At 71.8% G+C, this 22,326-nt stretch carries 21 protein-coding genes and 2 pseudogenes; 13 read left to right on the plus strand and 10 right to left on the minus strand.

Going from position 1 to position 22,326, the window contains the following annotated elements; translation table 11 throughout:
* Window positions 1–298: pseudogene (locus tag VFR90_RS09910) on the plus strand (MFS transporter); the annotation flags it as partial.
* Between the two features lie 177 nt (window positions 299–475).
* Window positions 476–1,486, plus strand: coding sequence for a catalase family peroxidase (locus tag VFR90_RS09915; RefSeq protein ID WP_326405964.1), 1,011 nt, complete (start codon window positions 476–478; stop codon window positions 1,484–1,486).
* A gap of 42 nt (window positions 1,487–1,528) precedes the next feature.
* On the opposite strand, the pseudogene VFR90_RS09920 reads toward VFR90_RS09915, so the two are convergent.
* A pseudogene (locus VFR90_RS09920) lies at window positions 1,529–2,447 on the minus strand (LysR family transcriptional regulator).
* Window positions 2,448–2,583: 136 nt separating this feature from the next.
* On the opposite strand from VFR90_RS09920, the gene VFR90_RS09925 reads away from it, so the two are divergent.
* Window positions 2,584–2,988: a RidA family protein gene (locus VFR90_RS09925; RefSeq protein WP_326405965.1), complete on the plus strand. Its 405-nt coding sequence runs from the start codon at window positions 2,584–2,586 to the stop codon at window positions 2,986–2,988.
* A gap of 23 nt (window positions 2,989–3,011) precedes the next feature.
* Here the strand turns inward: VFR90_RS09925 and VFR90_RS09930 are convergent, their stop codons facing one another.
* Entirely contained in the window at window positions 3,012–4,925 is a 1,914-nt protein-coding gene (locus VFR90_RS09930) for a propionate--CoA ligase (RefSeq protein WP_326405966.1), read from the minus strand.
* Window positions 4,926–5,113: 188 nt separating this feature from the next.
* Between VFR90_RS09930 and VFR90_RS09935 the strand changes: the two genes are divergently transcribed.
* The 8 genes from VFR90_RS09935 (at window position 5,114) to VFR90_RS09970 (ending at window position 12,139) form a co-directional block, all read left to right on the plus strand.
* On the plus strand, window positions 5,114–5,857 hold the full coding sequence (locus VFR90_RS09935; protein WP_326405967.1) for a C40 family peptidase: 744 nt from the start codon (window positions 5,114–5,116) through the stop codon (window positions 5,855–5,857).
* A gap of 86 nt (window positions 5,858–5,943) precedes the next feature.
* Window positions 5,944–7,071 carry a GTP 3',8-cyclase MoaA gene (moaA, locus tag VFR90_RS09940; RefSeq protein WP_326405968.1) on the plus strand — a complete coding sequence of 376 codons (1,128 nt, stop codon included), beginning with the start codon at window positions 5,944–5,946 and terminating at the stop codon, window positions 7,069–7,071.
* Between the two features lie 2 nt (window positions 7,072–7,073).
* Complete coding sequence (gene mobA, locus VFR90_RS09945) at window positions 7,074–7,676, plus strand: molybdenum cofactor guanylyltransferase MobA (RefSeq protein WP_326405969.1); 603 nt, start codon at window positions 7,074–7,076, stop codon at window positions 7,674–7,676.
* Window positions 7,669–8,211 (plus strand): GNAT family N-acetyltransferase, encoded by a 543-nt coding sequence (locus VFR90_RS09950; protein WP_326405970.1) that lies wholly within the window; start codon window positions 7,669–7,671, stop codon window positions 8,209–8,211. Before mobA ends, VFR90_RS09950 begins: the two co-directional genes overlap by 8 nt.
* A gap of 2 nt (window positions 8,212–8,213) precedes the next feature.
* Window positions 8,214–9,518 carry a molybdopterin molybdotransferase MoeA gene (gene moeA, locus VFR90_RS09955; RefSeq protein ID WP_326405971.1) on the plus strand — a complete coding sequence of 435 codons (1,305 nt, stop codon included), beginning with the start codon at window positions 8,214–8,216 and terminating at the stop codon, window positions 9,516–9,518.
* Between the two features lie 72 nt (window positions 9,519–9,590).
* On the plus strand, window positions 9,591–9,947 hold the full coding sequence (locus VFR90_RS09960) for a hypothetical protein (RefSeq protein ID WP_326405972.1): 357 nt from the start codon (window positions 9,591–9,593) through the stop codon (window positions 9,945–9,947).
* Between the two features lie 65 nt (window positions 9,948–10,012).
* Window positions 10,013–11,464 (plus strand): dihydrolipoyl dehydrogenase, encoded by a 1,452-nt coding sequence (locus VFR90_RS09965; RefSeq protein WP_326405973.1) that lies wholly within the window; start codon window positions 10,013–10,015, stop codon window positions 11,462–11,464.
* Between the two features lie 138 nt (window positions 11,465–11,602).
* Complete coding sequence (locus tag VFR90_RS09970) at window positions 11,603–12,139, plus strand: c-type cytochrome (protein ID WP_326405974.1); 537 nt, start codon at window positions 11,603–11,605, stop codon at window positions 12,137–12,139.
* Here the strand turns inward: VFR90_RS09970 and VFR90_RS09975 are convergent.
* Genes VFR90_RS09975 through VFR90_RS10010 form a run of 8 tightly spaced genes read right to left on the minus strand, consistent with a single transcriptional unit; the run spans window position 12,108 to window position 19,989 of the window.
* Window positions 12,108–12,821: an aquaporin gene (locus VFR90_RS09975; RefSeq protein ID WP_326405975.1), complete on the minus strand. Its 714-nt coding sequence runs from the start codon at window positions 12,819–12,821 to the stop codon at window positions 12,108–12,110. The two genes, VFR90_RS09970 and VFR90_RS09975, sit on opposite strands and share 32 nt — an antisense overlap.
* A gap of 10 nt (window positions 12,822–12,831) precedes the next feature.
* On the minus strand, window positions 12,832–13,329 hold the full coding sequence (locus VFR90_RS09980) for an arsenate reductase ArsC (protein WP_326405976.1): 498 nt from the start codon (window positions 13,327–13,329) through the stop codon (window positions 12,832–12,834).
* A gap of 10 nt (window positions 13,330–13,339) precedes the next feature.
* On the minus strand, window positions 13,340–13,816 hold the full coding sequence (locus VFR90_RS09985) for an ArsI/CadI family heavy metal resistance metalloenzyme (protein WP_326405977.1): 477 nt from the start codon (window positions 13,814–13,816) through the stop codon (window positions 13,340–13,342).
* On the minus strand, window positions 13,813–14,157 hold the full coding sequence (locus VFR90_RS09990) for an ArsR/SmtB family transcription factor (protein ID WP_326405978.1): 345 nt from the start codon (window positions 14,155–14,157) through the stop codon (window positions 13,813–13,815). The genes VFR90_RS09985 and VFR90_RS09990 overlap by 4 nt, the downstream gene beginning before the upstream one ends.
* Before the next feature lie 44 nt (window positions 14,158–14,201).
* Window positions 14,202–17,303, minus strand: a complete 3,102-nt coding sequence (locus tag VFR90_RS09995) for an efflux RND transporter permease subunit (protein WP_326405979.1) — start codon at window positions 17,301–17,303, stop codon at window positions 14,202–14,204.
* Between the two features lie 5 nt (window positions 17,304–17,308).
* Window positions 17,309–18,526 (minus strand): efflux RND transporter periplasmic adaptor subunit, encoded by a 1,218-nt coding sequence (locus VFR90_RS10000; protein ID WP_326405980.1) that lies wholly within the window; start codon window positions 18,524–18,526, stop codon window positions 17,309–17,311.
* 45 nt (window positions 18,527–18,571) lie between these two features.
* A complete protein-coding gene (rnhA, locus tag VFR90_RS10005) occupies window positions 18,572–19,051 on the minus strand; it encodes a ribonuclease HI (RefSeq protein WP_326405981.1) in 480 nt (159 codons plus the stop codon).
* The gene (locus VFR90_RS10010; protein WP_326405982.1) at window positions 19,048–19,989 is read right to left on the minus strand and encodes a class I SAM-dependent methyltransferase; all 942 of its coding nucleotides are present in this window, start codon (window positions 19,987–19,989) and stop codon (window positions 19,048–19,050) included. Before VFR90_RS10010 ends, rnhA begins: the two co-directional genes overlap by 4 nt.
* On the opposite strand from VFR90_RS10010, the gene gloB reads away from it, so the two are divergent.
* Together gloB and VFR90_RS10020 are read left to right on the plus strand one after the other, a co-directional pair.
* On the plus strand, window positions 19,988–20,767 hold the full coding sequence (gloB, locus tag VFR90_RS10015; protein ID WP_326405983.1) for a hydroxyacylglutathione hydrolase: 780 nt from the start codon (window positions 19,988–19,990) through the stop codon (window positions 20,765–20,767). The genes VFR90_RS10010 and gloB overlap by 2 nt on opposite strands.
* Window positions 20,746–22,323 carry a transglycosylase SLT domain-containing protein gene (locus tag VFR90_RS10020; RefSeq protein ID WP_326405984.1) on the plus strand — a complete coding sequence of 526 codons (1,578 nt, stop codon included), beginning with the start codon at window positions 20,746–20,748 and terminating at the stop codon, window positions 22,321–22,323. Before gloB ends, VFR90_RS10020 begins: the two co-directional genes overlap by 22 nt.
* The last annotated feature ends 3 nt before the right edge of the window (window positions 22,324–22,326 follow it).

Genomic DNA, 22,326 nt, shown 5'->3' on the forward strand with positions numbered 1-22,326 from the left:
CTCGGCCTACCTGACGGTCAGCGAGGTGTTCCCGCTGGAGATGCGCGCGCTGGCGATCTCCATCTTCTACGCGGTGGGCACGGGCGCCGGCGGCTTCGCGGCGCCGGCGCTGTTCGGCGCGCTGATCGAGACCGGCGAACGCGCCAACGTCTTCGCCGGCTACGCGGTCGGTGCGGCGCTGGTGATCGTGGCCGCCGCGATCGCGTGGCGCCACGCTATCGACGCGGAGCGCAAGCCGCTGGAGGAGATCGCCGAGCCGCTGGGCGCGCAGCCGGCCGGGCGCGGGCTCGTGCGCTGAGCGCCTTCGACGGCGCGGCATCGTTCCGTGCAAGGACGAACCGCGTGCGCCTGCGTGCCGGCGTCACGCAGGCGATGGTGGCTGGGGAAAGCCCGTGTAAGGCCGCGGCGCACCGGCGCGACCGAACGCGCGTCGCAGCAGCACTGCGACACCCCTCCACTCCGAGCAGATGCACCGATGAAAAACAACCTCGCCCAGCCCGGTCGCGCGTTCGCGGCCGTGGCCGCCGCCCTCGCCTCGCTGGCCGCGCCCGCCAGCGCGCAGGTGGACCCCGTCCGCATGATCGACAGCTTCGAGCGCGCCGGCGGCAAGTTCGACGGCTACCGGCGCTCCGGCGCCAAGGGCGTGTGCGCCGCCGGCGAATTCGTCGGCAGCGCCGAGGCGCGCGCCTTGTCCACCGCGTCCGCCTTCAGCGGCAAGCCGGTGCCGGTGCTCGTGCGCTTCTCGGTCGGCGGCGGCAACCCGAAGGCACCCGACAACGCGAAGAGCCAGCGCAACATGGCGCTGCAGTTCGACCTGCCCGGCGAAAGCTGGCTGATGGGCAACATCTCGGCGCCGGTGTTTGGCGCGGCGACGCCGGAGCAGATGCTCGCGCGGCTCGAGGCCATCGCGCCGGACCCCGAAACCAAGAAGCCGAACCCCGAGAAGGTGAAGGCCTTCAACGACGCCAACCCCGAGACGCTGCTGCAAGGCAAGTACTTCGCGAGCCAGCCGGTGCCGGCGAGCTTCGCGAAGCTCAACTACTGGGGCGTGCACGCCTTCGGCTTCGTCGACGCGGCGGGCAGGAAGCAGTTCGGCAAGTGGATCTTCGAGCCGGTCGGCGGCACCCAGGGCCTGAGCGACGAGGAGGCCAAGGCGAAGGGCCCCGACTTCCTGGCCGACGACCTGCGCCAGCGCGTCGCCGCGGGCAACGTGGCGTTCGACTTCAACCTGCAGCTCGCCCAGCCCGGCGACAAGCTCGACAGCGCAGTGACACCGCTGCCCGACGATCGCAAGAAGGTGACGCTGGGACGGCTGACGATCAAGTCGGTCGCGGCCGACGCCACCGGCCCCTGCGTCACGATCAACTTCAACCCGATGGTGCTGCCCAAGGGCGTGGAGCCCTCGGCCGACCCGATGCTCGCGGCGCGGGCGGCGCCGTACGCGGTGTCGCAGGGCCGGCGCTTGAGCGAAGGCGCGAAGCAGTAGCCGGGCGCGAGCCGGCGGGCCTGCCCGCCGGCCAGAGCGGGCTCACGGCCGCGCGGCCGTGGGCCCGTGCTGCGCCATCAGCGCGGCCATCCAGTCGACGAACACGCGCAGCTTGGCGCTGACGTGGCGCGTCGGCGTGTAAGCGATGTGGATCGGCATCGGCGCCAGGCGCCAGTCCTCGAACAGCGGCACGAGCTCGCCGCGCGCCACGTGCGGCTCGGCCATGTAGCGCGGCAGCCAGAGCGCGCCCAGGCCCGCGAGGCCCGCGGCGAGATAGGCGTTGCCGTCGTCGACGGCCAGCACGTAGCGGCCCTCGACGGTGAGGCTCTCCGCGCCGCGGCGCATCGTCTGCGCGAGCGACCGGCCGGTGCGCGCCCACAGGAAGCCGACGATGCGGTGCTGCGCCTCCTCGAGCTCGCGGATGCCGCGGCGTGCCGGCGCGTTCGAGGTAGCCGGGCGCCGCGTAGATGCCGAGCTGCAGCTCGCCGACACGGCGCGCGACCAGCGAGGGATCGGCGAGTTCGCCGCCGCGCACGACGCAGTCGACGTTCTCGCCGATGAGGTCCACCACACGGTCGCTGACGCCCATGTGGAAGCGGATGTCGGGGTAGCGGGCGTGGAAAGCCGGCAGGGCCGGCACGATGAGCAGGCGCGCGAGCGGGCTCGGCACGTCCACCCGCAGCAGGCCGCGCGGCGCGGTCGAGGCGCTCGACAGGCTGCCCTCGGCATCGTCCAGCTCGGCCAGCAGCCGGATCACGCGCCGGTAGTAGGCGGCGCCTTCGTCGGTCGCCTTGACGCGGCGCGTCGTGCGGTGCAGCAGCTTCACGCGCAGCCGCGCCTCGAGCTGCTGCACGAGCGTCGTGAGCGTGGCCTTGCTCATCGGCAGCGTCTCGGCCGCCTTGGTGAAGCTGCCGGCCTCCACCACGCGCGCGAAGGCCTGCATCGCATCGAATCGGTCCATCAGGGGCTCCAGCGGGTGGGGCGGATTGTTCGGCCGGCGCGAACGGTGTGGGCGCGTCTTGCGCGTTGATCCGCGCGGGCCGCGTTCCTAGAGTGCCTGCATGGCTCGGTCGTCGAGCCCTTCAAGGAGATCGCCCATGCCCCGCCGCGACGCCGTGTTCCCGCCTGCCCGCCATGCGCTCTACGAGAAGCACCGCTATTCGCCGGCGGTCCGGTCGAACGGGTTCCTCTTCGTCTCGGGCCAGGTCGGCAGCCGTCCCGACGGCTCGCCCGAGCCCGATCTCGAGGCGCAGGTGCGGCTCGCGTTCGAGAACCTGAACGCGATCCTCGCGGAGGCCGGCTGCAGCTTCGACGATGTGATCGACGCGACCGTCTTCGTCGTCGATCCCGAGTCGAGCTTCGAGAAGATCTGGCACATCGCCGCCGACTACTGGGGCGAGGCGCCGCACCCGACGGCCACCGCGATCGGCGTGACCTGGCTGTCCGGATTCCGCTTCGAGATCAAGGTCGTCGCGAAGCTGCCCGAGCCCGTGGCCGGCTAGTGGGCGCAGCCGCTTCGCCGGGTTCAGGACGCCGGCGGCGGGCGCACCGCGGCCGCGAGCTGCTCGAGCGCCGCCGGATCCTCGATCGTCGTCAGGTCGCCCGGGTCGCGCCCTTCGGCCACCGCCTGGATCGCGCGGCGCAGCAGCTTGCCGGAGCGCGTCTTCGGCAGCGCGGCGACGAACAGCACGCGCGACGGCCGCGCGACCGCGCCGAGCTGCGCATCGACGGTCTTCATCACCTCGCCCTCGAGCTTGCTTCGCGCGGCCGCGTCGCCGAGCGCCGCGGCGTCCCGCGCGATCGCGAAGGCCATCGCGACCTGGCCCTTCATCGCGTCGGCGACGCCGACCACCGCGACCTCGGCGATGTTTGGATGGCTCGAGATGCTCTCCTCGATCTCGCGCGTGCCGAGCCGGTGGCCGGCGACGTTGATCACGTCGTCGGTGCGGCCGAGGATGAAGTAGTGGCCGTCGTCGTCGCGGATGCCCCAGTCGAAGGTCGAGTAGACGAGCTTGCCGGGGATGCTCTTCCAGTAGGTGTCGACGAAGCGCGCGTCGTCGCGCCACACCGTCTGCATGAAGCCGGGCGGCAGCGGCCCTTCGATGACGACGACGCCCTTCCGGTTCGCGCCGCGCAGTTCCTCGCCGGTGGATTCGTCGACCAGCTTCACCTTGAAGCCGGGCATCGGCACGCCGGGGCTGCCGAACTTCGAGCGCTGCGGCTCGACGCCGTTGGCGATGGTGAGGATCGGCCAGCCGGATTCGGTCTGCCAGTAGTTGTCCACGACCGGCCGGCCGATCGCGTCGGCGATCCACCGCGCGGTCGGCTCGTCGAGCGGCTCGCCGGCGAGGAACAGCGCGCGCAGGCTCGACAGGTCGTGGCGCTTGAGCGCCGCCGGATCCTGCTTTCTCAGCACGCGCACCGCGGTCGGCGCGCTGAACATCGAGACGACCTTGTACTTTTCGACGAGGCTCCACCAGACGGCGGCGTCCGGGCGGATCGGCAGGCCCTCGTAGAGGATGGTCGCCATGCCGGCGATCAAGGGCCCGTAGACGATGTAGCTGTGGCCGACGACCCAGCCGATGTCGCTGGTGGAGAAATAGGTCTCGCCGGCCTTGCCGAGGAAGACGTGCTCCATGCTCGCGGCCAGCGCGACCGCGTAGCCGCCGGTGTCGCGCTGCACGCCCTTGGGGCGGCCGGTGGTGCCGCTGGTGTAGAGCGTGTAGCTCGGATGCGTGGACTCGACCCAGGCGCAGGGCACGGCGGCGCCGAGGTGGCGCGCGCGTTCGGCGGCGTAGTCGACGTCGCGGCCTTCGACCCATTGCGTGCGTGCCATCGGGCTCAGGCCGCGATCGACCAGCAGCACCTTCCGCGGCTTGTGCTTCGCGAGCCGGATCGCCTCGTCGAGGAGGTTCTTGTAGGGCGTGAGCTTGCCGGCGCGGCTGCCGGCGTCGGCGCTGACGATCACCGCGGGCTCGGCGTCGTCGATGCGGCTCGCGAGGCTGCCGCTCGCGAAGCCGCCGAACACCACGCAGTGGATCGCGCCGATGCGCGCACAGGCGAGCATCGCGAACACCGCCTCGGGAATCATCGGCAGGTACAGCAGCACGCGGTCGCCCTGCCGGACGCCGAGGCCGAGCAGGATGGCGGCCATCGCCTGCACTTCGCGGCTCAGCTCGGCGTAGCTGTAGACGCGCTCCCGATCGACCTCCGTCGAGACCCAGATCAGCGCGTTCGCCTCGGGCCTCGACGCGGCGTGGCGATCGACCGCGTTGTGGCACAGGTTGGTCGTGCCGCCGACGAACCAGCGGGTGAAGGGCGGCTTCGAGTCGTCGAGCACCTGCACCGGCGGCGTGTGCCAGTCGATGCGCCGGGCCTGTTCGGACCAGAAGGCTTCCGGCTCGTCGATCGAGCGGCGGTAGAAGGCGTCGTAGTTCATGGCCGGTCCTGTTCACGTCGGCTGCGGCAGGACGCCGCGCCGTGACGAATGATGCGAGCACCGCGGCGCTTCGGTGAAGGGGCGCTGCGCCCGCTTGACCGGCCGGGGCGCCGCCGATATGGTCCGCGCCCATGTGCCGCCAGTCCGCTTTGTCAACCCCCAGGACGAGGCAGCGCTGCGCGTGGGCGGTGACGCTCGCGGTGGCGCTGGCCGGCGCGGCGGCTCACGCGGCGCCCGAGCCGGCCAAGGCGGCGCCCCCGAACAAGCAGGACGCCAGCAAGGCCACGGCCACCGCGGCGCCGGCTGGCGACCGCATCGCCCAGTTCCTCGGCGAGCGCGGCCTGATCGCCGGCGCCGCCACCGAACCCTCGCTGGTGCAGCAGGTGCGCGACGGCGCGGCCCATGCGGCCGACTGGACTTCGGAGCTGGTGCTGTCGGCGATGAACTTCCTGGGTGTGCGCTACCGCCGCGGCGGCGACAGCGCCGACGAGGGTTTCGACTGCAGCGGCTTCACCCGCCACGTCTTCGAGGCCAGCATTGGCCTCGTGCTGCCGCGCCGCGCGAACGAGCAGGCCAAGGCCAAGGCGCTCGAGCCGGTCAAGCGCGACCAGCTCGCGCCCGGCGACCTGGTCTTCTTCAACACGCTGCGAAGCGCGTTCTCGCACGTCGGCATCTACGTGGGCGACGGCAAGTTCATCCACGCGCCGCGCGCCGGCGGCCAGGTGCGGGTGGAGGACATGCGCGTCGCCTACTGGAGCAAGCGCTTCAACGGCGCGCGCCGGGCGGTCGTCGGCGCGACGCCCGCGCCGCGCGAGGCGGCGCCCGCGCAGGCGGCCCTGACGCCGGAGGCGCCCGCGAAGCCGACGGCGGCGACGGCTGCCGCGCCGCCGGTGTCGGCGCCCCCGGCCCCCGACGCGAGCATCGTCTACTGAGCGACGGCTCGCCCGGGCCTGCGGGCGGGCCTGCGGGCGGCCCTGCGGGAGCCCGGCTCTCGCCACCCGGCGTCACAATCGCGGCCATGGCCGAACGGAGCATTCCTGTCGTCGCGCTGGTCGATCACCGGCGCGCGGCACGGCCCATGCCGATCCCGCCCCGCGCCGAGCGGCCCGACGGCCAGGTGCTCGACCGCCGCGGCCGGCCGCTGCGCGACCTGCGCATCTCGGTCACCGACCGCTGCAACTTCCGCTGCAGCTACTGCATGCCCAAGGAAGTGTTCGACAAGGAGCACGCGTTCCTGCCGCATGCCGAGCTGCTGAGCTTCGAGGAGATCACCCGGCTCGCCGGCCTGTTCGCGCTGCACGGCGTGAAGAAGCTGCGCATCACCGGCGGCGAGCCGCTGCTGCGCAAGAACCTCGAGATCCTGATCGCGCAGCTCGCGCAACTGCGCACGCCCACGGGCGACAAGCTCGACCTGACGCTCACCACCAACGGCTCGCTGCTCGCGCGCAAGGCGCAGCTGCTGAAGGACGCCGGGCTCGATCGCGTCACGGTGAGCCTCGATGCGCTCGACGACGCGGTGTTCCGCCGCATGAACGACGTCGATTTCCCGGTGGCCGAGGTGATGCGCGGCATCGAGGCGGCGCTGGCCGCGGGGCTCGCGCCGATCAAGGTCAACATGGTCGTGCGCCGCGGCGTCAACGACGGGCAGGTGCTGCCGATGGCGCGCCACTTCCGCGAGCACTTCGCGCACCGCGTGGTGCTGCGCTTCATCGAGTTCATGGACGTCGGCGCGACGAACGGCTGGCGCATGGACGAGGTGCTGCCCTCGGCGCGGCTGCTCGAACGCATCGACGCGGCGTTCCCGTTGCGCGCACTCGACCCCACCGCGCCCGGCGAGACGGCCGGGCGCTGGGCTTACGCCGACGGCGCCGGCGAGATCGGCGTCATCTCGAGCGTGACCCAAGCCTTCTGCGGCGATTGCAACCGTGCGCGGCTCTCGACCGAAGGCAAGCTCTACCTGTGCCTGTTCGCGAACCAGGGCCATGACCTGCGCGCGCTGCTGCGCGACCCGGCGATCGACGACGCCCAGATCGCTGCGGCGATCGGCGCGGTGTGGTCGCAGCGCGCCGATCGCTACTCCGAACTGCGCGGCGCCGTGCCCGACGCGCCGCGCGCCAAGCTCGAGATGAGCTACATCGGCGGCTGAGCATGCTTGCGGCATCCGACATCACCGGACTCGTCCTCGCCGGTGGCCGCGGCAGCCGCATGGGCGGCGTCGACAAGGGCCTGCAGCCCTACCGCGGCCTGCCGCTCGCCCTGCATGCGCTGCTGCGGCTGGCGCCGCAGGTCGGCGCGACGATGGTGAACGCGAACCGCAACCTCGCGGCCTACGAAAGCTTCGGCGCGCCGGTGTGGCCCGATGCGGGCGAGGCTTTCGCCGGGCCGCTGGCGGGCTTCCTCGTCGGGCTCGAACGCGCCGAGACGCCCTGGCTCGCGACCGTGCCCTGCGACGTGCCGGCCTTTCCCGAAGACCTGGTCGCGCGGCTCGCGCATGCGGCGTGCGCGAACGACGCCGAGATCGCGATGGCCCGCACGCACGAGGCCGGCGGCCCGGCGACGCAGCCGGTGTTCTGCCTGCTGAGCACCGCGCTGCTCGAAAGCCTGGTCGTGTTCATGCGCGACGGCGGCCGCAAGATCGACCGCTGGACCGCGCAGCACCGCACGGTCACCGTGGACTTCGCCGATGCCACGGCGTTCGCGAACGCGAACACCCTCGCCGAACTGCAGCAACTGGAGTTGCGCGATGCCTGAGTTCGCCGTTCGCCGACTTCAACCCGCCGATCTCGGCGCCTACAAGAACCTGCGCGACGAGGCGCTGCGCCTGCACCCCGAGGCCTTCACCTCCGACCACGAAAGCCAGCGGCTGCGCACGCCCGAGAGTTACCTCGGCCGCCTCGGCCTGAACGACCCGCTCGGCGGCAGCTTCCTACTGGGCGCCTTCGTGCCGGAGGTCAGCGGCGAGCGGCTGGTCGGCTCGGTCGGGCTCGAGCGCGAAACGCGCCCGAAGACGCGCCACATCAGCACGCTGATCGGCCTGATGGTGCTGCCGACCTACTCGCACCGCGGCGTCGGCCGCGCATTGGTCGCGAAGTGCATCGACGAGGCGCGCCTGGCGCGCGGGCTCGAGCTGATCGTCCTGAGCGTCACCGCGTCGAGCGATCGCGTGGTGCGTCTCTACGAACGTTCCGGCTTCGAGCGCTACGGCCTGCTGCCGCGTGCGGTGCGGCTGGTGGACGCGCGCGGCGAGCGCTACTTCGACAAGGCGCAGATGTTCATGCGCATCTGAGCATGAGCGCGAAGCCAGGCTCCAGCGTCGAAGCGATCGCCTCGTGCATCGCCGGCTACGACCCGAACGCGCTGTCGGTCGAGCAGGCGCGCGAGTTCATCGCCCGTTTCGTGCCGCGCGTCGAGGCGGTCGAGAAGCTCGCGTTGCGCAGCGCGCTCGGGCGGGTGCTCGCCGCCGACGTCGTCTCGCCCATCGACGTGCCCGCGCACGACAACTCGGCGATGGACGGCTACGCGCTGCGCGGATCCGATCTCGCCGCCGGCGCGCCGACCACGCTGCGCCTCGCCGGCGCCACCGCGTTCGCCGGCGGCGCGGCGAGTGCCGCGCCGCCGTCCGGCAGCTGCGTGCGCATCATGACCGGCGCGGTGATGCCGGCGGGGCTCGACACGGTGCTGCCGCAGGAGTTCGCGCAGGCGCAAGGCGATGCCGTCACCGTGCCGGCGGGCGTCGTCGCGACCGGCGACAACCGCCGTCGCCGCGGCGAAGACCTCGCGCGCGGCGAAGTCGCGCTCGCGGCGGGCCGCGTGCTGAAGCCGGCGGACATCGGCCTCGTCGCCTCGCTCGGCCAGGCGGAGCTCGCGGTACGCCGCCGGCTGCGGGTCGCGTTCTTCTCCACCGGCGACGAGCTGCGCTCGATCGGCGAGCCGCTCGAGCCCGGCTGCGTCTACGACAGCAACCGCTACACGATCCACGCGATGCTCACGCGCCTGGGCGTCGAGCCGATCGACATGGGCGTGGTGCGCGACGACCCCGCCGCGCTCGAGGCGGCGTTCCGCAGCGCCTGCGAATGCGCCGATGCGGTCCTCACCTCCGGGGGCGTCAGCGTCGGCGAGGCCGACCACACCAAGCAGGTGATGGCCAGGCTCGGCGACGTGGCCTTCTGGCGCATCGCGATGCGCCCGGGCCGGCCGATGGCCTTCGGCCGCGTCGAGGCTGGCGCCTCCGGCGCGAACTCGGCGGTGCTGTTCGGCCTGCCCGGCAACCCGGTCGCGGTGATGGTCACCTTCTATGCCTTCGTGCGTGACGCGCTGCTCGCGATGGCCGGCGCCACGCCGCTGCCGCTGCCGCTGCTGCGCGCGCGCGCGACCGAGGCCGTCCGCAAGAAGCCCGGCCGCACCGAGTACCAGCGCGGCGTGGTCACCCGCGCGAGCGACGGCGACTGGGACGTGGCACTCACCGGTGCCCAGGGCTCCGGCATCCTGCGCAGCATGAGCGTCGCCAACGGGCTGGTCGTGCTGCATCACGCGCAGGGCTCGGTCGAGCGCGGCGGGCATGTCGACGTGATCCCGTTCGACGCGCTGGTCTGAGCCGCGGCCCGCTCGTCGGCCGGTGCAGAATCCGCGCCCCGCTCAGCTGCTCGATCACGACGGAGAAGGCCCGTGGATCTTCAAGTGCCGATCAAGGTCTTCGACGAACTCGAAGACGAAGTCATCCGTGCGACCGGCCTGCTCGACCTGGCGAGCGGCGAGGTCCGCAACCTGCAGTACGAGAACTACGACCTCGCCAAGCGCGGCCGGCCCTGCGACCTGCCCGACTACGACTTCACCAGCGGCACGCTCTCCAACGCCGGCAAGGACGTCGAGTTCCGCGTCGAGATCGACGTGTTCACCGGCAAGTACTCGGTGAGCCCGAGCGAGCTGCTGGAGTTGAAGGTCCGCGCGGCCAAGCTGTTCGCCGGCATCGGTGGCAAGGATCTGGCGGCCGGCGTGACCAAGCCGCCCGGCAAGCCGCACTGACGGCGGCGGTGGAAGGCGCACCGCGGCGGCGCCGGCCGACGCGCACCTCAGCAGGAGCCGATGCGATGACCACCGAACGACTCGATGTCGCCATCCTCGGCGCCGGTTCGGCCGGCCTGAGCGCGCTGCGCGCGGCGCGCCTGCACACGCCGAAGGCGCGGCTGATCGACCCGGGCCCCTGGGGCACCACCTGCGCGCGCGTCGGCTGCATGCCCAGCAAGCTGCTGATCGCCGCCGCCGAGGCCGCGCATGCCGCGCGGCACGCGGCGCCCTTCGGCATCGACGTGGCCGGCGTGAGCATCGACGGCGCGCGCGTCATGCAGCGCGTGCGCAGCGAACGCGACCGTTTCGTCGGCTTCGTGCTCGAAGACATGCACGCGCTCGAGCCCGAGCACCTCTGGCGCGGCCGGGCACGCTTCGTCGATGCGCACACGCTGGACATCGAGAGCGACGCCGGAACGCGCCGCGTCCGGGCCGACCGCATCGTGATCGCGACCGGCTCGCGGCCCGACATCCCGCCCGGCTGGCGCGAGGCGCTGGGCGACCGGCTGATCGTCAACGACGACGTGTTCGACTGGGCCGAGCTGCCGCGCTCCGTCGCGGTGGCCGGCGCCGGCGTGATCGGGCTCGAGCTCGCGCTTGCGCTGCATCGCCTCGGGGTGCGGGTGCGGCTGTTCGCGCGCGCAGCGCAGGTCGGCCCGCTCACCGATCCGGCACTCGCCGCCTCGAGCGCGCAGATCTTCGCTGCCGCGCTGCCGATCGAAGGCGAGGCCGAGATGCTGTCGCTCGGCCGCAGCGACGACGGCGGCGTCGAACTCACCTGGCGCACGCCGGCGGCGACGCGCACCGAACGCTTCGACCGGCTGCTTTGCGCGACCGGCCGCCGGCCGAACATCGACGGGTTCGGGCTCGAAGCGCTCGCCGCGCCGCTCGGCATCGCGTTCGGCAAGCGTGGCGTGCCCGAGCACGATCCGGCCACCGGCCGCATCGGCGAGACGCATCTGTTCATCGCTGGCGACGTCGCGAACGAACGGCCGCTTCTGCACGAGGCCGCCGACGAAGGCCACATCGCCGGCGACAACGCCGGGCGCTTCCCGCAGGTGCTGCCGCATCCGCGGCGCACGCCGCTCGCGGTGGTGTTCAGCGAGCCGCAATTGATGATCGCCGGGCAGAGCCACCGGGCGCTGCTTGCAGCGCGCACGCGCTTCGTGCTCGGCCGCGTGAGCTTCGAGAACCAAGGCCGCAGCCGCGTGATGCTGCGCAACCAGGGCGCACTGCACGTCTACGCCTGCCTCGCGACGCGGCGGGTGCTCGGCGCCGAGATGATCGGGCCCGCGGCCGAGCACCTCGGGCATCTGCTCGCCTGGAGCATCGGACAAGGCATCACGGTCGACGGTGCCTTGTCCCAGCCCTTCTACCACCCGGTGATCGAAGAGGGCCTGCGCACCGCCTTGCGCGATGCGAAGCGCGCTCTCGACAAGCAGGAGATCTGCGCCGAGTGCACGCCGGGCGACTGAACCCGCTCGCCTGACACGGCGCTGAAGCGCCGCCCGGGCCACGGCACTTGCGGCGCGCCTGCGCATCCCTCTTGCCCGTGCGGCGTGGTCGGCCCGGCCGATACCCCCGCGCTGCCCCGAAGAGATCAGGAGAGACCGATGCTGCTGTACCGATGGTCCGCACCTGCGGCTGCACTCGCGAGCGCCCTGCTCGCGGCGACGCCGCTCGCCGCCCGCGCCGACGCCGCCGAAGACATGAAGTACTGCGAGAGCCAGCAGGAGCCGGCGCGCAGCGTCTGCATCCGCGACGTGAAGAAGGCCGCCGATCCGAGCGGCGCGGGCGAGAAGAAGCTGCCGCAACCGAACAATCCCGACGGCAAGCCCTACAAGGTCGTCGGCGGCACCCGTGTCGACGCCTTCACGATGGAAGGCTTCCGTGCCTGGCGCAACGGCGCCTGCGACCGCTGCCACGGCGCCAACCAGGAAGGCATGGTCGGGCCTTCGCTGATCGCCAGCCTGAAAACGTTGAGCAAGGCCGACTTCGCCGCCGTGATCAACAACGGCCGGCTCGACAAGGGCATGCCGAGCTTCGGCCAGAACCCTGCGGTCGCGCAGCACATCGATGCGCTGTATGCCTACCTGAAAGGCCGCTCGGACGGCGCGATCACGAAGGCGAAGGTCGAGCCGCTCGATTGACGGCAGCCGCCGCCGGCTCGGCGACGCTCGCGCGCGGCGCGAGCCCGAAGGCCCGGTCGACGAGCATCGCGAGCGCCGCGCCGACGCACTGTGCGGCGACGAAGCCCGGCACGCTGGCCGGCGCGATGCCGGCGAAGCTGTCGCTGAACATGCGGCCGAAGGCCGCGGCCGGGTTCGCGAACGACGTCGAGGCGGTGAACCAGTAGGCCGCGCCGATCCAGGCCGCGACCATCGCCGGCGCCTTGGCCGGCGGCACACGGAGGATCACCAGCAGCAGCCCGAAGGTCGCGACGACCTCCGCGAGCCACTGCCCGGCGCCGCCACGCGGCTTGCCGGACCACTGGAACAGGCTCATGTCGAACATCGCATGGACCAGCCAGGCGCCGAGCGCCGCGCCGATCAGCTGCGCGGCGACGTAGGGGCCGAGGCAGCGCGCGGGCAGCGTGCCGCGCGCGGCCATCACCAGGGACACCACCGGGTTGAAGTGCGCCCCGCTCACCGGCGCGAACACTTCGATCAGCACCACCAAGCCGCCGACCGTGGCGAGCGTGTTGGCCAGCAAGGCGATCGCGACGTTGCCGCCGGCCAGGCGTTCGGCCATCACGCCCGAGCCGATCACCACCGCCAGCAGCAGGAGCGTGCCGAGGCCTTCGGCCAACAGCCTGCGGAGCATCTCGCCCACCCCCGCCGTGTCAGCGCTTGCCGATTTCTCTGAGCTCGCGCTCGATGCGGTGCTTGTCGAGCGAGGCCAGCGGCAGGGCCAGCATCAGTTCGATGCGGCGCTTGAGCGTCAGGGCCGCATCGAGGAACGCCTGCGCCTTCACTTCGTCGCTGCCCTCGACAGCCGCCGGATCCGCGACGCCCCAGTGCGCCGTCATGGGCTGGCCCGGCCAGAAGGGGCAGACCTCGCCGGCCGCGTTGTCGCAGACCGTGAACACGAAGTCCATCACCGGCGCGCCCGGTGCGGCGAACTCGTCCCAACTCTTGCTGCGAAAGCCGTCGATGGGCATGTGCCAGGTGGCGAGCGTCTGCAGGGCGAACGGGTTGACCACCCCCTTCGGCTGGCTGCCGGCGGAATAGGCCTTGAAGCGGCCGCGAGCCAGGTGGTTCGTCAGGCCCTCGGCAAGGATCGACCGCGCGGTGTTGCCGGTGCAGATGAACAGCACGTTGCGGCTCGTGGCTTCGCTCATGGATCGCCCCTCAGCAGCAGGACGAGGACGGCTTCACCACGATGCCGACCGGCTTGCCTTGCGGCGCCGGCTGCGCGCAGCAGGCCGAGGCCGTCGTTTCGACCGCCGGCTTCTCGCCGTACACGGGGATGTCGCCGAGCGTGCGGAACTGCTCCCAGGCGATGCCCTGCGGGTCGGTCAGCCAGTACTTGTCGCTGCGGGCGTAGCAACAGCTCGCCTCGCCTTCGTCGAGCAGCGCCATGTCGGCGGCGCGGGCGCGGTCCTTCAGCTCGGCAAGTTCGCCTTCGGTGTCGGTCTGGATGCCGAGGTGATCGACGCCGGGCTTGCCGCCGCGGGTGGAGATCGCGAAGTTGACGCGGGGGTCGTCGAGCATCCACTTGGCATAGTCGCGCTCGACGCGCGTCGGCTCGGCGGCGAAGAGCTTCGAATAGAAGCGGATGCTGGCGGGCAGGTCTTCGACGTGCGCGTGGACGTGGAATCGCTTCATGACGCTCCTTGCGAGGCTTGGGGTTTGCAAGACGCGGCCCGGCTCGCGTCGCACGACGCGCCCTGGCAGCAGTTCTCGGTGAGGTAGCCGAGCAGCGCGTTCATGCGCTCGTAGGCGGCTCGGTAGACGAGCGTGCGGCTCGACCGCTCCACGCTCGCGAGGCCGGCGACGGCCAGCTCCTTCAAGTGGAACGACAACGTCGTCGCGGGGATGCCCAGCCCCTCCTGCATGACGCCGGGCGTCAGCCCCCGCGGACCGGACACCACGAGCGCGCGGAACACCTTCAGGCGGACCGGATGGGCCAGCGCGGCGAGCGACTGGATGACGTCGTGTTCGAGCACGACACGACTCTACGAGGATCCCCGCAGGATCGCAAGCTCGACGGTCAGAGCGGTTTGCCGGCGCCGGCCAGGTCGGTACGGGCCGGCGTCTCGTTCGGACCCGGCGCGCTCTTGCGCGCGAACAGCGTGTAGACCGTCGGCACGACGAAGATCGTCAGCAGCGTGCCGACCGTCATGCCGCCGACGATGACCCAGCCGATCTGCTGCCGGCTTTCAGCGCCGGCGCCGGAGGCGATTGCGAGCGGCACCGCGCCGAGCACCATCGCACCGGTGGTCATCAGGATCGGTCGCAGGCGCAGCGTGGCCGCTTCGATCACCGCGTCGATCGTGCTGCGCCCGGCGTTGCGCAGCTGGTTAGAGAACTCGACGATCAGGATGCCGTGCTTGGTGATCAGCCCCACCAGCGTAATCAGGCCGATCTGCGAATACACGTTCAGCGTGCCGCCCGCAAGCCGCAGAGCGAGCAGCGCGCCGACCATCGACAGCGGCACCGCCAGCAGGATCACGAAGGGATCGATGAAGCTTTCGAACTGCGCGGCCAGCACCAGGAAGATGAACAGCAGCGCCAGCACGAACACCGCGCCGAGCGCGCCGCTTGAGGCGCGGAACTCGCGCGAGATGCCGTTGAGCTCGGTGCTGTAGCCGGCCGGCAGCACCCGCTCGGCGGCCTCGTCCATGAAGGCCAGCGCCTCGCCGAGCGTGTAGTTCGGCGCGAGGTTCGCGGTGATCGACACCGAGCGGCGCTGGTTCAGGTGGTTCAGCTCGCGCGGCGCGACGCTGGGCTCGATCTTCACCAGCGCCGACAGCGGGATCATCGCGGCGTTGCCGGCCGCGTCCGGCTTGCCGCGCACGTAGAGCCTCTCGATGTCGTCGGGCGTCGAGCGGCCGCTCGGCACCGTCTGCACGATCACGTCGTACTGCTCGGCGTCGCGCTTGTAGCGGGTGACGTTGCGACCGCCGAGCATGGTCTCGATCGTGCGCGCGACCGCATCGACCGACACGCCGGCATCGGCCGCGCGCTCGCGGTCCACGGTGATGAAGATCTCCGGCTTGTTCAGCCGCAGGTCGACGTCGGGCTGCACGAAGCCCGGGTTCTTGGCCATCTCGCCGAGCATCTGCTGGGTGACGCGGAACAGGTCCTCGTAGCTCTCGGAGGTGAGCAGCACGAAGTTGATCGGCCGCTCGCGGAAGCCGCCGCCGAGCGAGGGCGGCGTCACCGGGAAGGCGTTGATGCCCGGCAGCGCGCCGAAGCGCGGGATCCACTCGGCGGTGATCGAGGGCGTGCTGCGCTCGCGCTCGGACCAGTCGCGCGTGCGCATCACCGCGATGCCCTGCGCCACGGTGGGGGTGCCGGCGATGACGAAGGTGCGGTCGATGTCCGGATCGGCGGTGACGATGTTTTCGATCTCGGCGAGGTAGCGCGAGGTGTAGGCGAGCGTCGCGCCGTCGGGTGCGCTGACGCTGGTGAAGATCACGCCGCGGTCCTCGATCGGCGACAGCTCGCTCTTCATCGCCAGGAACAGCCAGGCGGCGGCGCCGGCGGACGCGGCCATCGCCAGCACCACGACCCAGCGGTGCGCGAGCGACCACGCGAGCGCGCGGCCGTAGCCGCGGGTGATCGCGTCGAGGCCGCTTTCCATCACGCGGTCGAAGCGGCTCGGTGCGGGCTTGTGGCGCAGCAGCTGGCTGCACATCATCGGGCTGAGCGTCAGCGCGACGAAGCCGGAGACCACCACCGCGCCGGCCAGCGTGAGCGCGAACTCGGCGAACAGCCGCCCGGTGCGCCCGGGCGTGAAGGCGATCGGCGCGAACACCGCGGCCAGCGTCAACGTCATCGCGACCACCGCGAAGCCGATCTCGCGCACGCCCTTGATCGCCGCCTGGAAGGGCTCCATGCCCTCCTCGATGTGGCGGTAGATGTTCTCCAGCACGACGATCGCGTCGTCGACCACGAGACCGATCGCCAGCACCAGCGCGAGCAGCGTCAGCGTGTTGACGCTGAAGCCGGCCAGCGCGATGAGCGCGAAGCTGCCGATCAGGCTGACGGGGATCGTGACCAGCGGGATGATCGACGCGCGGAACGTGCGCAGGAAGACGAACACCACCAGCGCGACCAGCACCACCGCCTCGGCGATCGTGCGGTAGACCGACTGGATCGAGCGGTCGATGAACAGCGTGTTGTCGTTCGCCACCTGCACCTGCACGCCGGGCGGCAGCTCCTGCTGCAGCTGCGGCAGCAGCGCGCGCACGCCGGCGGCCAGCTCGAGCGGGTTCGCGGTCGCGTTGCGCACGACGCCGGTGGACATGGCCGGCCGGCCGTTGAAGCGCACGCTGCTGCGCTCGTCGGCGGGCGCTTCCTCGATGCGCGCCACGTCGCGAAGCCGGACGGTGTGGCCCGCGCTCGCCTGCTTCAGCGCGATCTGGCCGAATTCCTCGGGGCGGGCGAGGTCGGTGCGCGCGGTGACGGTGAACTCGCGCTGCTGGCTCTCGATGCGGCCGGCCGGCACCTCGAGGTTCTGCTTGCGGATCGCGTCCTCGACGTCCTGCACGGTCAGGCGGTGCGCGGCGAGCCGGTCGGCGTCGAGCCACACGCGCATCGAATAGATGCGGTCGCCGCGGATCTGCACGTCGGCGACGCCGGGCACCGTCTGGAGGCGCGGCTTGACGATGCGGGTGATCAGCTCGGTCATCGCCAGCGGCGACATCGAATCGCTGCTGAAGGTGAGCCAGATCGTCGGGGAGGCATCGGCCTCGACCTTGGTGATGATCGGCTCGTCCACCGTTTCGGGCAGCCGGCCGCGCGCACGCGCGGCACGGTCGCGCACTTCGGCCGCGGCGGTGTCGGGGTCCTTCGACAGGCGGAAGCGCACCGTGATCTGGCTCTGTTCGGCACGCGAGATCGAGGTCAGCAGATCGACGCCGTCGATGCCGGCGATCGAGTCTTCGAGCGGCTTGGTGACCTGCGACTCGATCACCTCGGACGAGGCGCCGACCAGCGTCGTGTTGACGGTGACGACCGGCTCGTCGATCTGCGGGTACTCGCGCAACTGCAGCCGCGTGTACGAGACAAGGCCGACCAGCACCAGCAGCAGCGACAGCACCGTCGCGAAGACGGGGCGGCGGATCGAGGTTTCGGCGAGCTGCACGGTGCTCAGCCGGCGATCGGCGCAGGCTCGGCGTGCGCGGCCTTCTGCGCGGCCGCGCCGCGCGGCGCGCTGGCCGGCGCGGAGCCGGGCGCGGCCGGCGCGGCGCGCGCCAGCTCGACCAACTGCAGCGGCAGCCCATCGGCGCGCACCAGCCGGCCGTGGCCCGCGGTGACGACGCGGTCGCCGGCCGCGATCGGCGCGCCGACGAGTTCCACGCGCCCGTCGCGCCGCAACCCCGTCTTGACCTCGACGCGCTGCGAGCGCGGCCCGTTCGGGCCGTCGATCACCTTCACCAGCAGCTCCTTGCCGGCGAACGGCACGATCGCTTCCTCGGGCACCAGGATCGCCCCGGGCCGTTCGCTCAGCACGACGCGCACGCGCGCGAACATGCCCGGGCGCAGCAGGCCGGCTTCGTTCGCGATGCGCCCTCGCGCGAGGATCGCGCGGCCGTCGGCACTGACCTGCGGCTCGAGCGCTTCGACCAGCGCGGTGAAGTGCTGGCGCGGCAGCGCGTCGAAGCTCACCTCGACCGGCTGGCGCAGCTTCAGGCGTGGCGCGTAGCGCTCGGGGAGGCTGAAGTCGACGTAGACGCTGGAGGCGTCGGTGAGGCTCACGATGTCGGCGCCGTCCTTGACGACGTCGCCGACGTTGACCGCACGGATGCCGGCCTGGCCGTCGAAGGGCGCGACGATGCGCAGCCGCTCGGCGGTCGCGCGTGCCAGCGCGACCTGGGCCTCGGCCACCTTCAGGTTCGCCTGCGCCTGATCGACGACGCTCTGCGTCACGAAGTTCTGGGCGACGAGTTCCTGGTTGCGCTCGAGCGTGGTGCGCGCGATGTCGCGCTGCGCCTGCGCCTGCGCAAGCTGCGCCTGCACGAGCGCATCGTCCATCTGCACCAGCAGCTGGCCGCGCCGGACCGTCTGGCCGTCGGCGAAACCGAGCTTGACGATGCGCCCGCCGACCTCGGGCCGCACCGTCACGCCCTGGCGCGCACGCAGGCTGCCGACGGCGATCGCGTCGTCGCTCAGGTCGCGCGCTTCGGCACGCGCCACCTCGACCGGCACCGGGCCGCCCGGCGCCGCGGCGGTCGAGGCGCGGGCGTTCCCGGCGGTGACGTCGGTCTTGCCCGCCGGCTCGCGGTGCTGCCACCACCAGCCAAGCAGCGAGACAACGATCAGGCCGATCGCCGCGAGGCTCCAGGTCAAGCGCTTCGAGTTCGTCATCGTGGGTTCATCGGGCTCGCGCGGCAACGCGATCGCATGCCCCCTTCAGCGCCCGGCGCAGCCGCGGTTGGCCAGCGCGTCGGCGCGCTCGTTGCCCGGATCACCGGCATGGCCCTTGACCCAGCGCCAATCGACGCGGTGCAACGCGGCCAGCGCTTCGAGCCGCTGCCAGAGCTCGGCATTCTTCACCGGCTTCTTGTCGGCCGTCTTCCAGCCGCGCTGCTTCCAGCCGTGGATCCATTCGGTGATGCCCTTGCGCACGTATTCGCTGTCGGTGTGGAGCGTGATGTCGCAACTGCGCTTCAGCGAGGCCAGTGCCTCGATCACCGCGGTGAGCTCCATCCGGTTGTTGGTGGTGGAGGCTTCGCCGCCGAAAAGTTCCTTCTCGTGGCCGGCGCTCGAAAGCCAGGCGCCCCAGCCGCCCGGCCCGGGGTTGCCCTTGCAGGCGCCGTCGGTGTAGATCGTGACGACGGGGCGGGCGATGCGCGGGCGGGTCGCTGCGTCGGTGCCGGCCGGCGCGTTCAAGCCTGCTCCTCGGCGAGGCGGCGCCAGCGCTCGATCCACCGGGCGCTCGCATCGCCGCCGGCCCGATGCGTGTGGCTCGCCACCGCCGGTGCCGGGCTGCGCGCCTTGCGCGTGCGCTTCGAGGCGGCCGCGGCGATCACGCGCATGCCGCGCACCCGCTTGACCGCGCTGACCGCGTAGACGGCGCCGAACATCGGCCACCAGCGGTCGCCGGCCTTTTCCATCCAGCCAAAGCGATCGAGCCAGGGCTTCGATGCGAGCGGCGGCCGGTAGCAGCCGAAGCCGCCGCGCTCGACCTCGAAGGACAGCAGCCGCAGCCAGTCGCGCAGCCGCCGCAACGCGATCAGCTCGCCGGCCGGCGGCAGGAACGGCGCCTTCGAGCCACCGAAGCGCCGGCCCCAGCGCCCGCCCCATTGGCGCAGGCCCCAGAGGCTGTGCGGGTTGAAGCCGAGGATCACGACGCGGCCCTCGGGCACCAGCACGCGATCGACCTCGCGCAACGTGTGGTGCGCATCGACCGCGAGCTCGAGCGTGTGCGGCAGCACCACGAGGTCGAGGCTGTGATTCGGAAACGGCAGCGCATCGAAGTCGCACTGCAGCGGGCCCACCGAGCCGGGGCTCGCGAGCGGGCCGAACTGGCTCGAGACCTCGCCGGGCGGCTGGCTTGCCGGGCCTTCGTCGGCGCCGCCTTCGAGCCCCGTGGGCGCCAGTCCTTCGAGCGAGCCGGGCGCGCAGGCGAGCCAGCGATGCGGCATGCGGTTGGCCCGCAGCGCATCGAGTTGCGGCAGGCCGAGCTGCAGCGCGTGGAAGCCGAAGACGTCGGCGACGTGCGCATCGATGCGGGCCTGTTCCCACTCGAGCAGGTAACGACCCGGCGGGCTCGTCAGCCACTCGGTCAGGCCGGGGCCGCTACCTATACTCGACGACGTTTGCGCCATGGAACTGATCGCCCTTCCCGCCTTCAGCGACAACTACATCTGGATGCTGCACGACGGCCGCGAGGCCTTGGTCGTCGATCCGGGGGAAGCCGCTGCGGTGGAGCATGCGCTCGAAGAGCGCTCCCTGCGGCTCGCGGCGATTGTAGTGACGCACCATCACGCCGATCACACCGGTGGCATCGATGCGCTGCGGCCGCGCCTGCACGGCGCGGTGGTCGGCCCGGCGCGCGAGCGCATCCCCGAGCCCTACACGCCACTGGCGCACGGCGACCGCGTGCGGCTGCTCGGCCTGAGCTTCGAAGTGATCGACGTGCCCGGCCACACCGCGGGCCACATCGCGTACTTCGCGCGGCCGGAGCCCGGCAGCGGCCATGCGCCGCTCCTGTTCTGCGGCGACACGCTGTTCAGCGCCGGCTGCGGCCGCCTGTTTGAAGGCACCGCCGCGCAGATGCACGCGTCGTTGTCGCGCCTGATGGACTTGCCCGGCGACACCCGCGTGTGCTGCGCGCACGAGTACACGCTGTCGAACCTGCGTTTCGCGCAAGCTGTCGAGCCGGGCAACGCCGACGTCGCCGCCTACGTCGGCCTGTGCGAGGACCTGCGCCGCGTCGGCCGGCCGACGCTGCCCAGCACGCTCGCGCAGGAGCGCCGCATCAACCCCTTCCTGCGCACCGGCGTGCCCGAGGTCCGTCGCGCCGCATGCGCCCACGGCGCCGCGAGCGAAGCCGCGCCGGATGTCTTCGGAGCCTTGCGCCAATGGAAGAACGAGTTCCGCTGAAGCGCGCGACGGCCGCGGCGCTGCTGCTGGCGGCGCTGCTGTCGGCCTGCGCGGTCGCGCCGACCGCCGCGCCACCCGAAGCCACCGTCGCCACCGCGAACCTGCCGGCGCCGACGGCGAGCACGCCTCCTCCGGTCGAAGCGCCCAAGCCCGCGCCCGCGCCGCCGCCGCCCGAGCCGGCGGATCCGGCGGCCGCGGCCGGCACGCCGACCGACCCGGTGCGACCGGAGGAGCCGGTCGACCTGGACGTCAAGCCTGCCGATCGCGACCTGTGGGAGCGCATCCGCCGCGGCTTCGCGATGGGCGACCTCGACACCGACCTCGTGCGTGCGCAGGAGCGGTGGTACGCGAGCCGCCCCGACTACGTCGCGCGCATGACCGAGCGTTCGAGCCGCTACCTGTTCCACATCGTCGAGGAGATCGAACGCCGCGGCATGCCGACCGAACTCGCGCTGCTGCCCTTCATCGAGAGCGCGTTCAATCCGCAGGCGATGTCGAGCGCGAAGGCCTCGGGCATGTGGCAGTTCATCCCCTCGACGGGCAAGCACTACGAGCTGACGCAGAACATCTTTCGCGACGACCGCCGCGACGTGCTCGCCTCGACCCGCGCCGCGCTCGACTACCTGCAGAAGCTGCACGGCATGTTCGGCGACTGGCAGCTCGCGCTGGCTGCCTACAACTGGGGCGAAGGCAGCGTCGGGCGCGCGATCGCGAAGAACCAGAAGGCCGGTCGCGCGGGCGACTATCTGAGCCTCTCGATGCCGGCCGAGACGCGCAACTACGTGCCGAAGCTGCAGGCGGTGAAGAACCTCGTCGCGCGGCCGCAGGACTTCGGGCTCGAGCTCGCGCCGCTCGAGAACCACCCGTACTTCCTGAGCGTGCCGATCCAGCGCGACATCGACTCGGCGCTGGTCGCCCGCCTCGCCGGCCTGCCGATGGCCGAGTTCCACGCGCTGAACCCTTCGTTGAACAAGCCGGTGATCCTTGCGGCCGGCACGCCGCAGGTGCTGCTGCCCTACGACAACGCGACCGCCTTCATGCAGGCGCTGCCCAAGCACCGCGGCACGCTCGCGAGCTGGACCGCTTGGACGGTGCCGAAGACGATGCGTCCCGCCGAAGCCGCCAAGCAGGCCGGCATGAGCGAGGCGACGCTGCGCGAGGTCAACCGCATCCCGCCGCGCATGCTGATCCGCGCCGGCTCGACCCTGCTGGTGCCGCGCCATGCCGAGCGGCACGGCGACGTCTCCGAGCGCGTCGCCGACGGCGCGACGATGCACCTCGTCGCCGACGGTCCGAAGACCCGCCGTGCCTCCGTCAAGGCGCGCAAGGGTGACAGCGTCGCCTCGATCGCGGCCCGCTACAAGCTCAGCGCGGCGAGCGTCGCGAGCTGGAACAAGGTGTCGGCGGGCGCCAAGTTCGCCGCCGGGCAGGCGGTGGTGGTCTACCTGCCGGCCAAGGCCGCATCGAAGAAGGCACGGACCGCGGCCAAGTCCGCAGCCAGCCGCAACGGCAGGTCGGCCGCGGTCGCCAAGCCGAAGGCGAGCAGGACCCGCTGAGGC

Source organism: Methylibium sp. (genome assembly GCF_035762065.1).
Taxonomy (GTDB): Bacteria; Pseudomonadota; Gammaproteobacteria; order Burkholderiales; family Burkholderiaceae_C; genus Methylibium.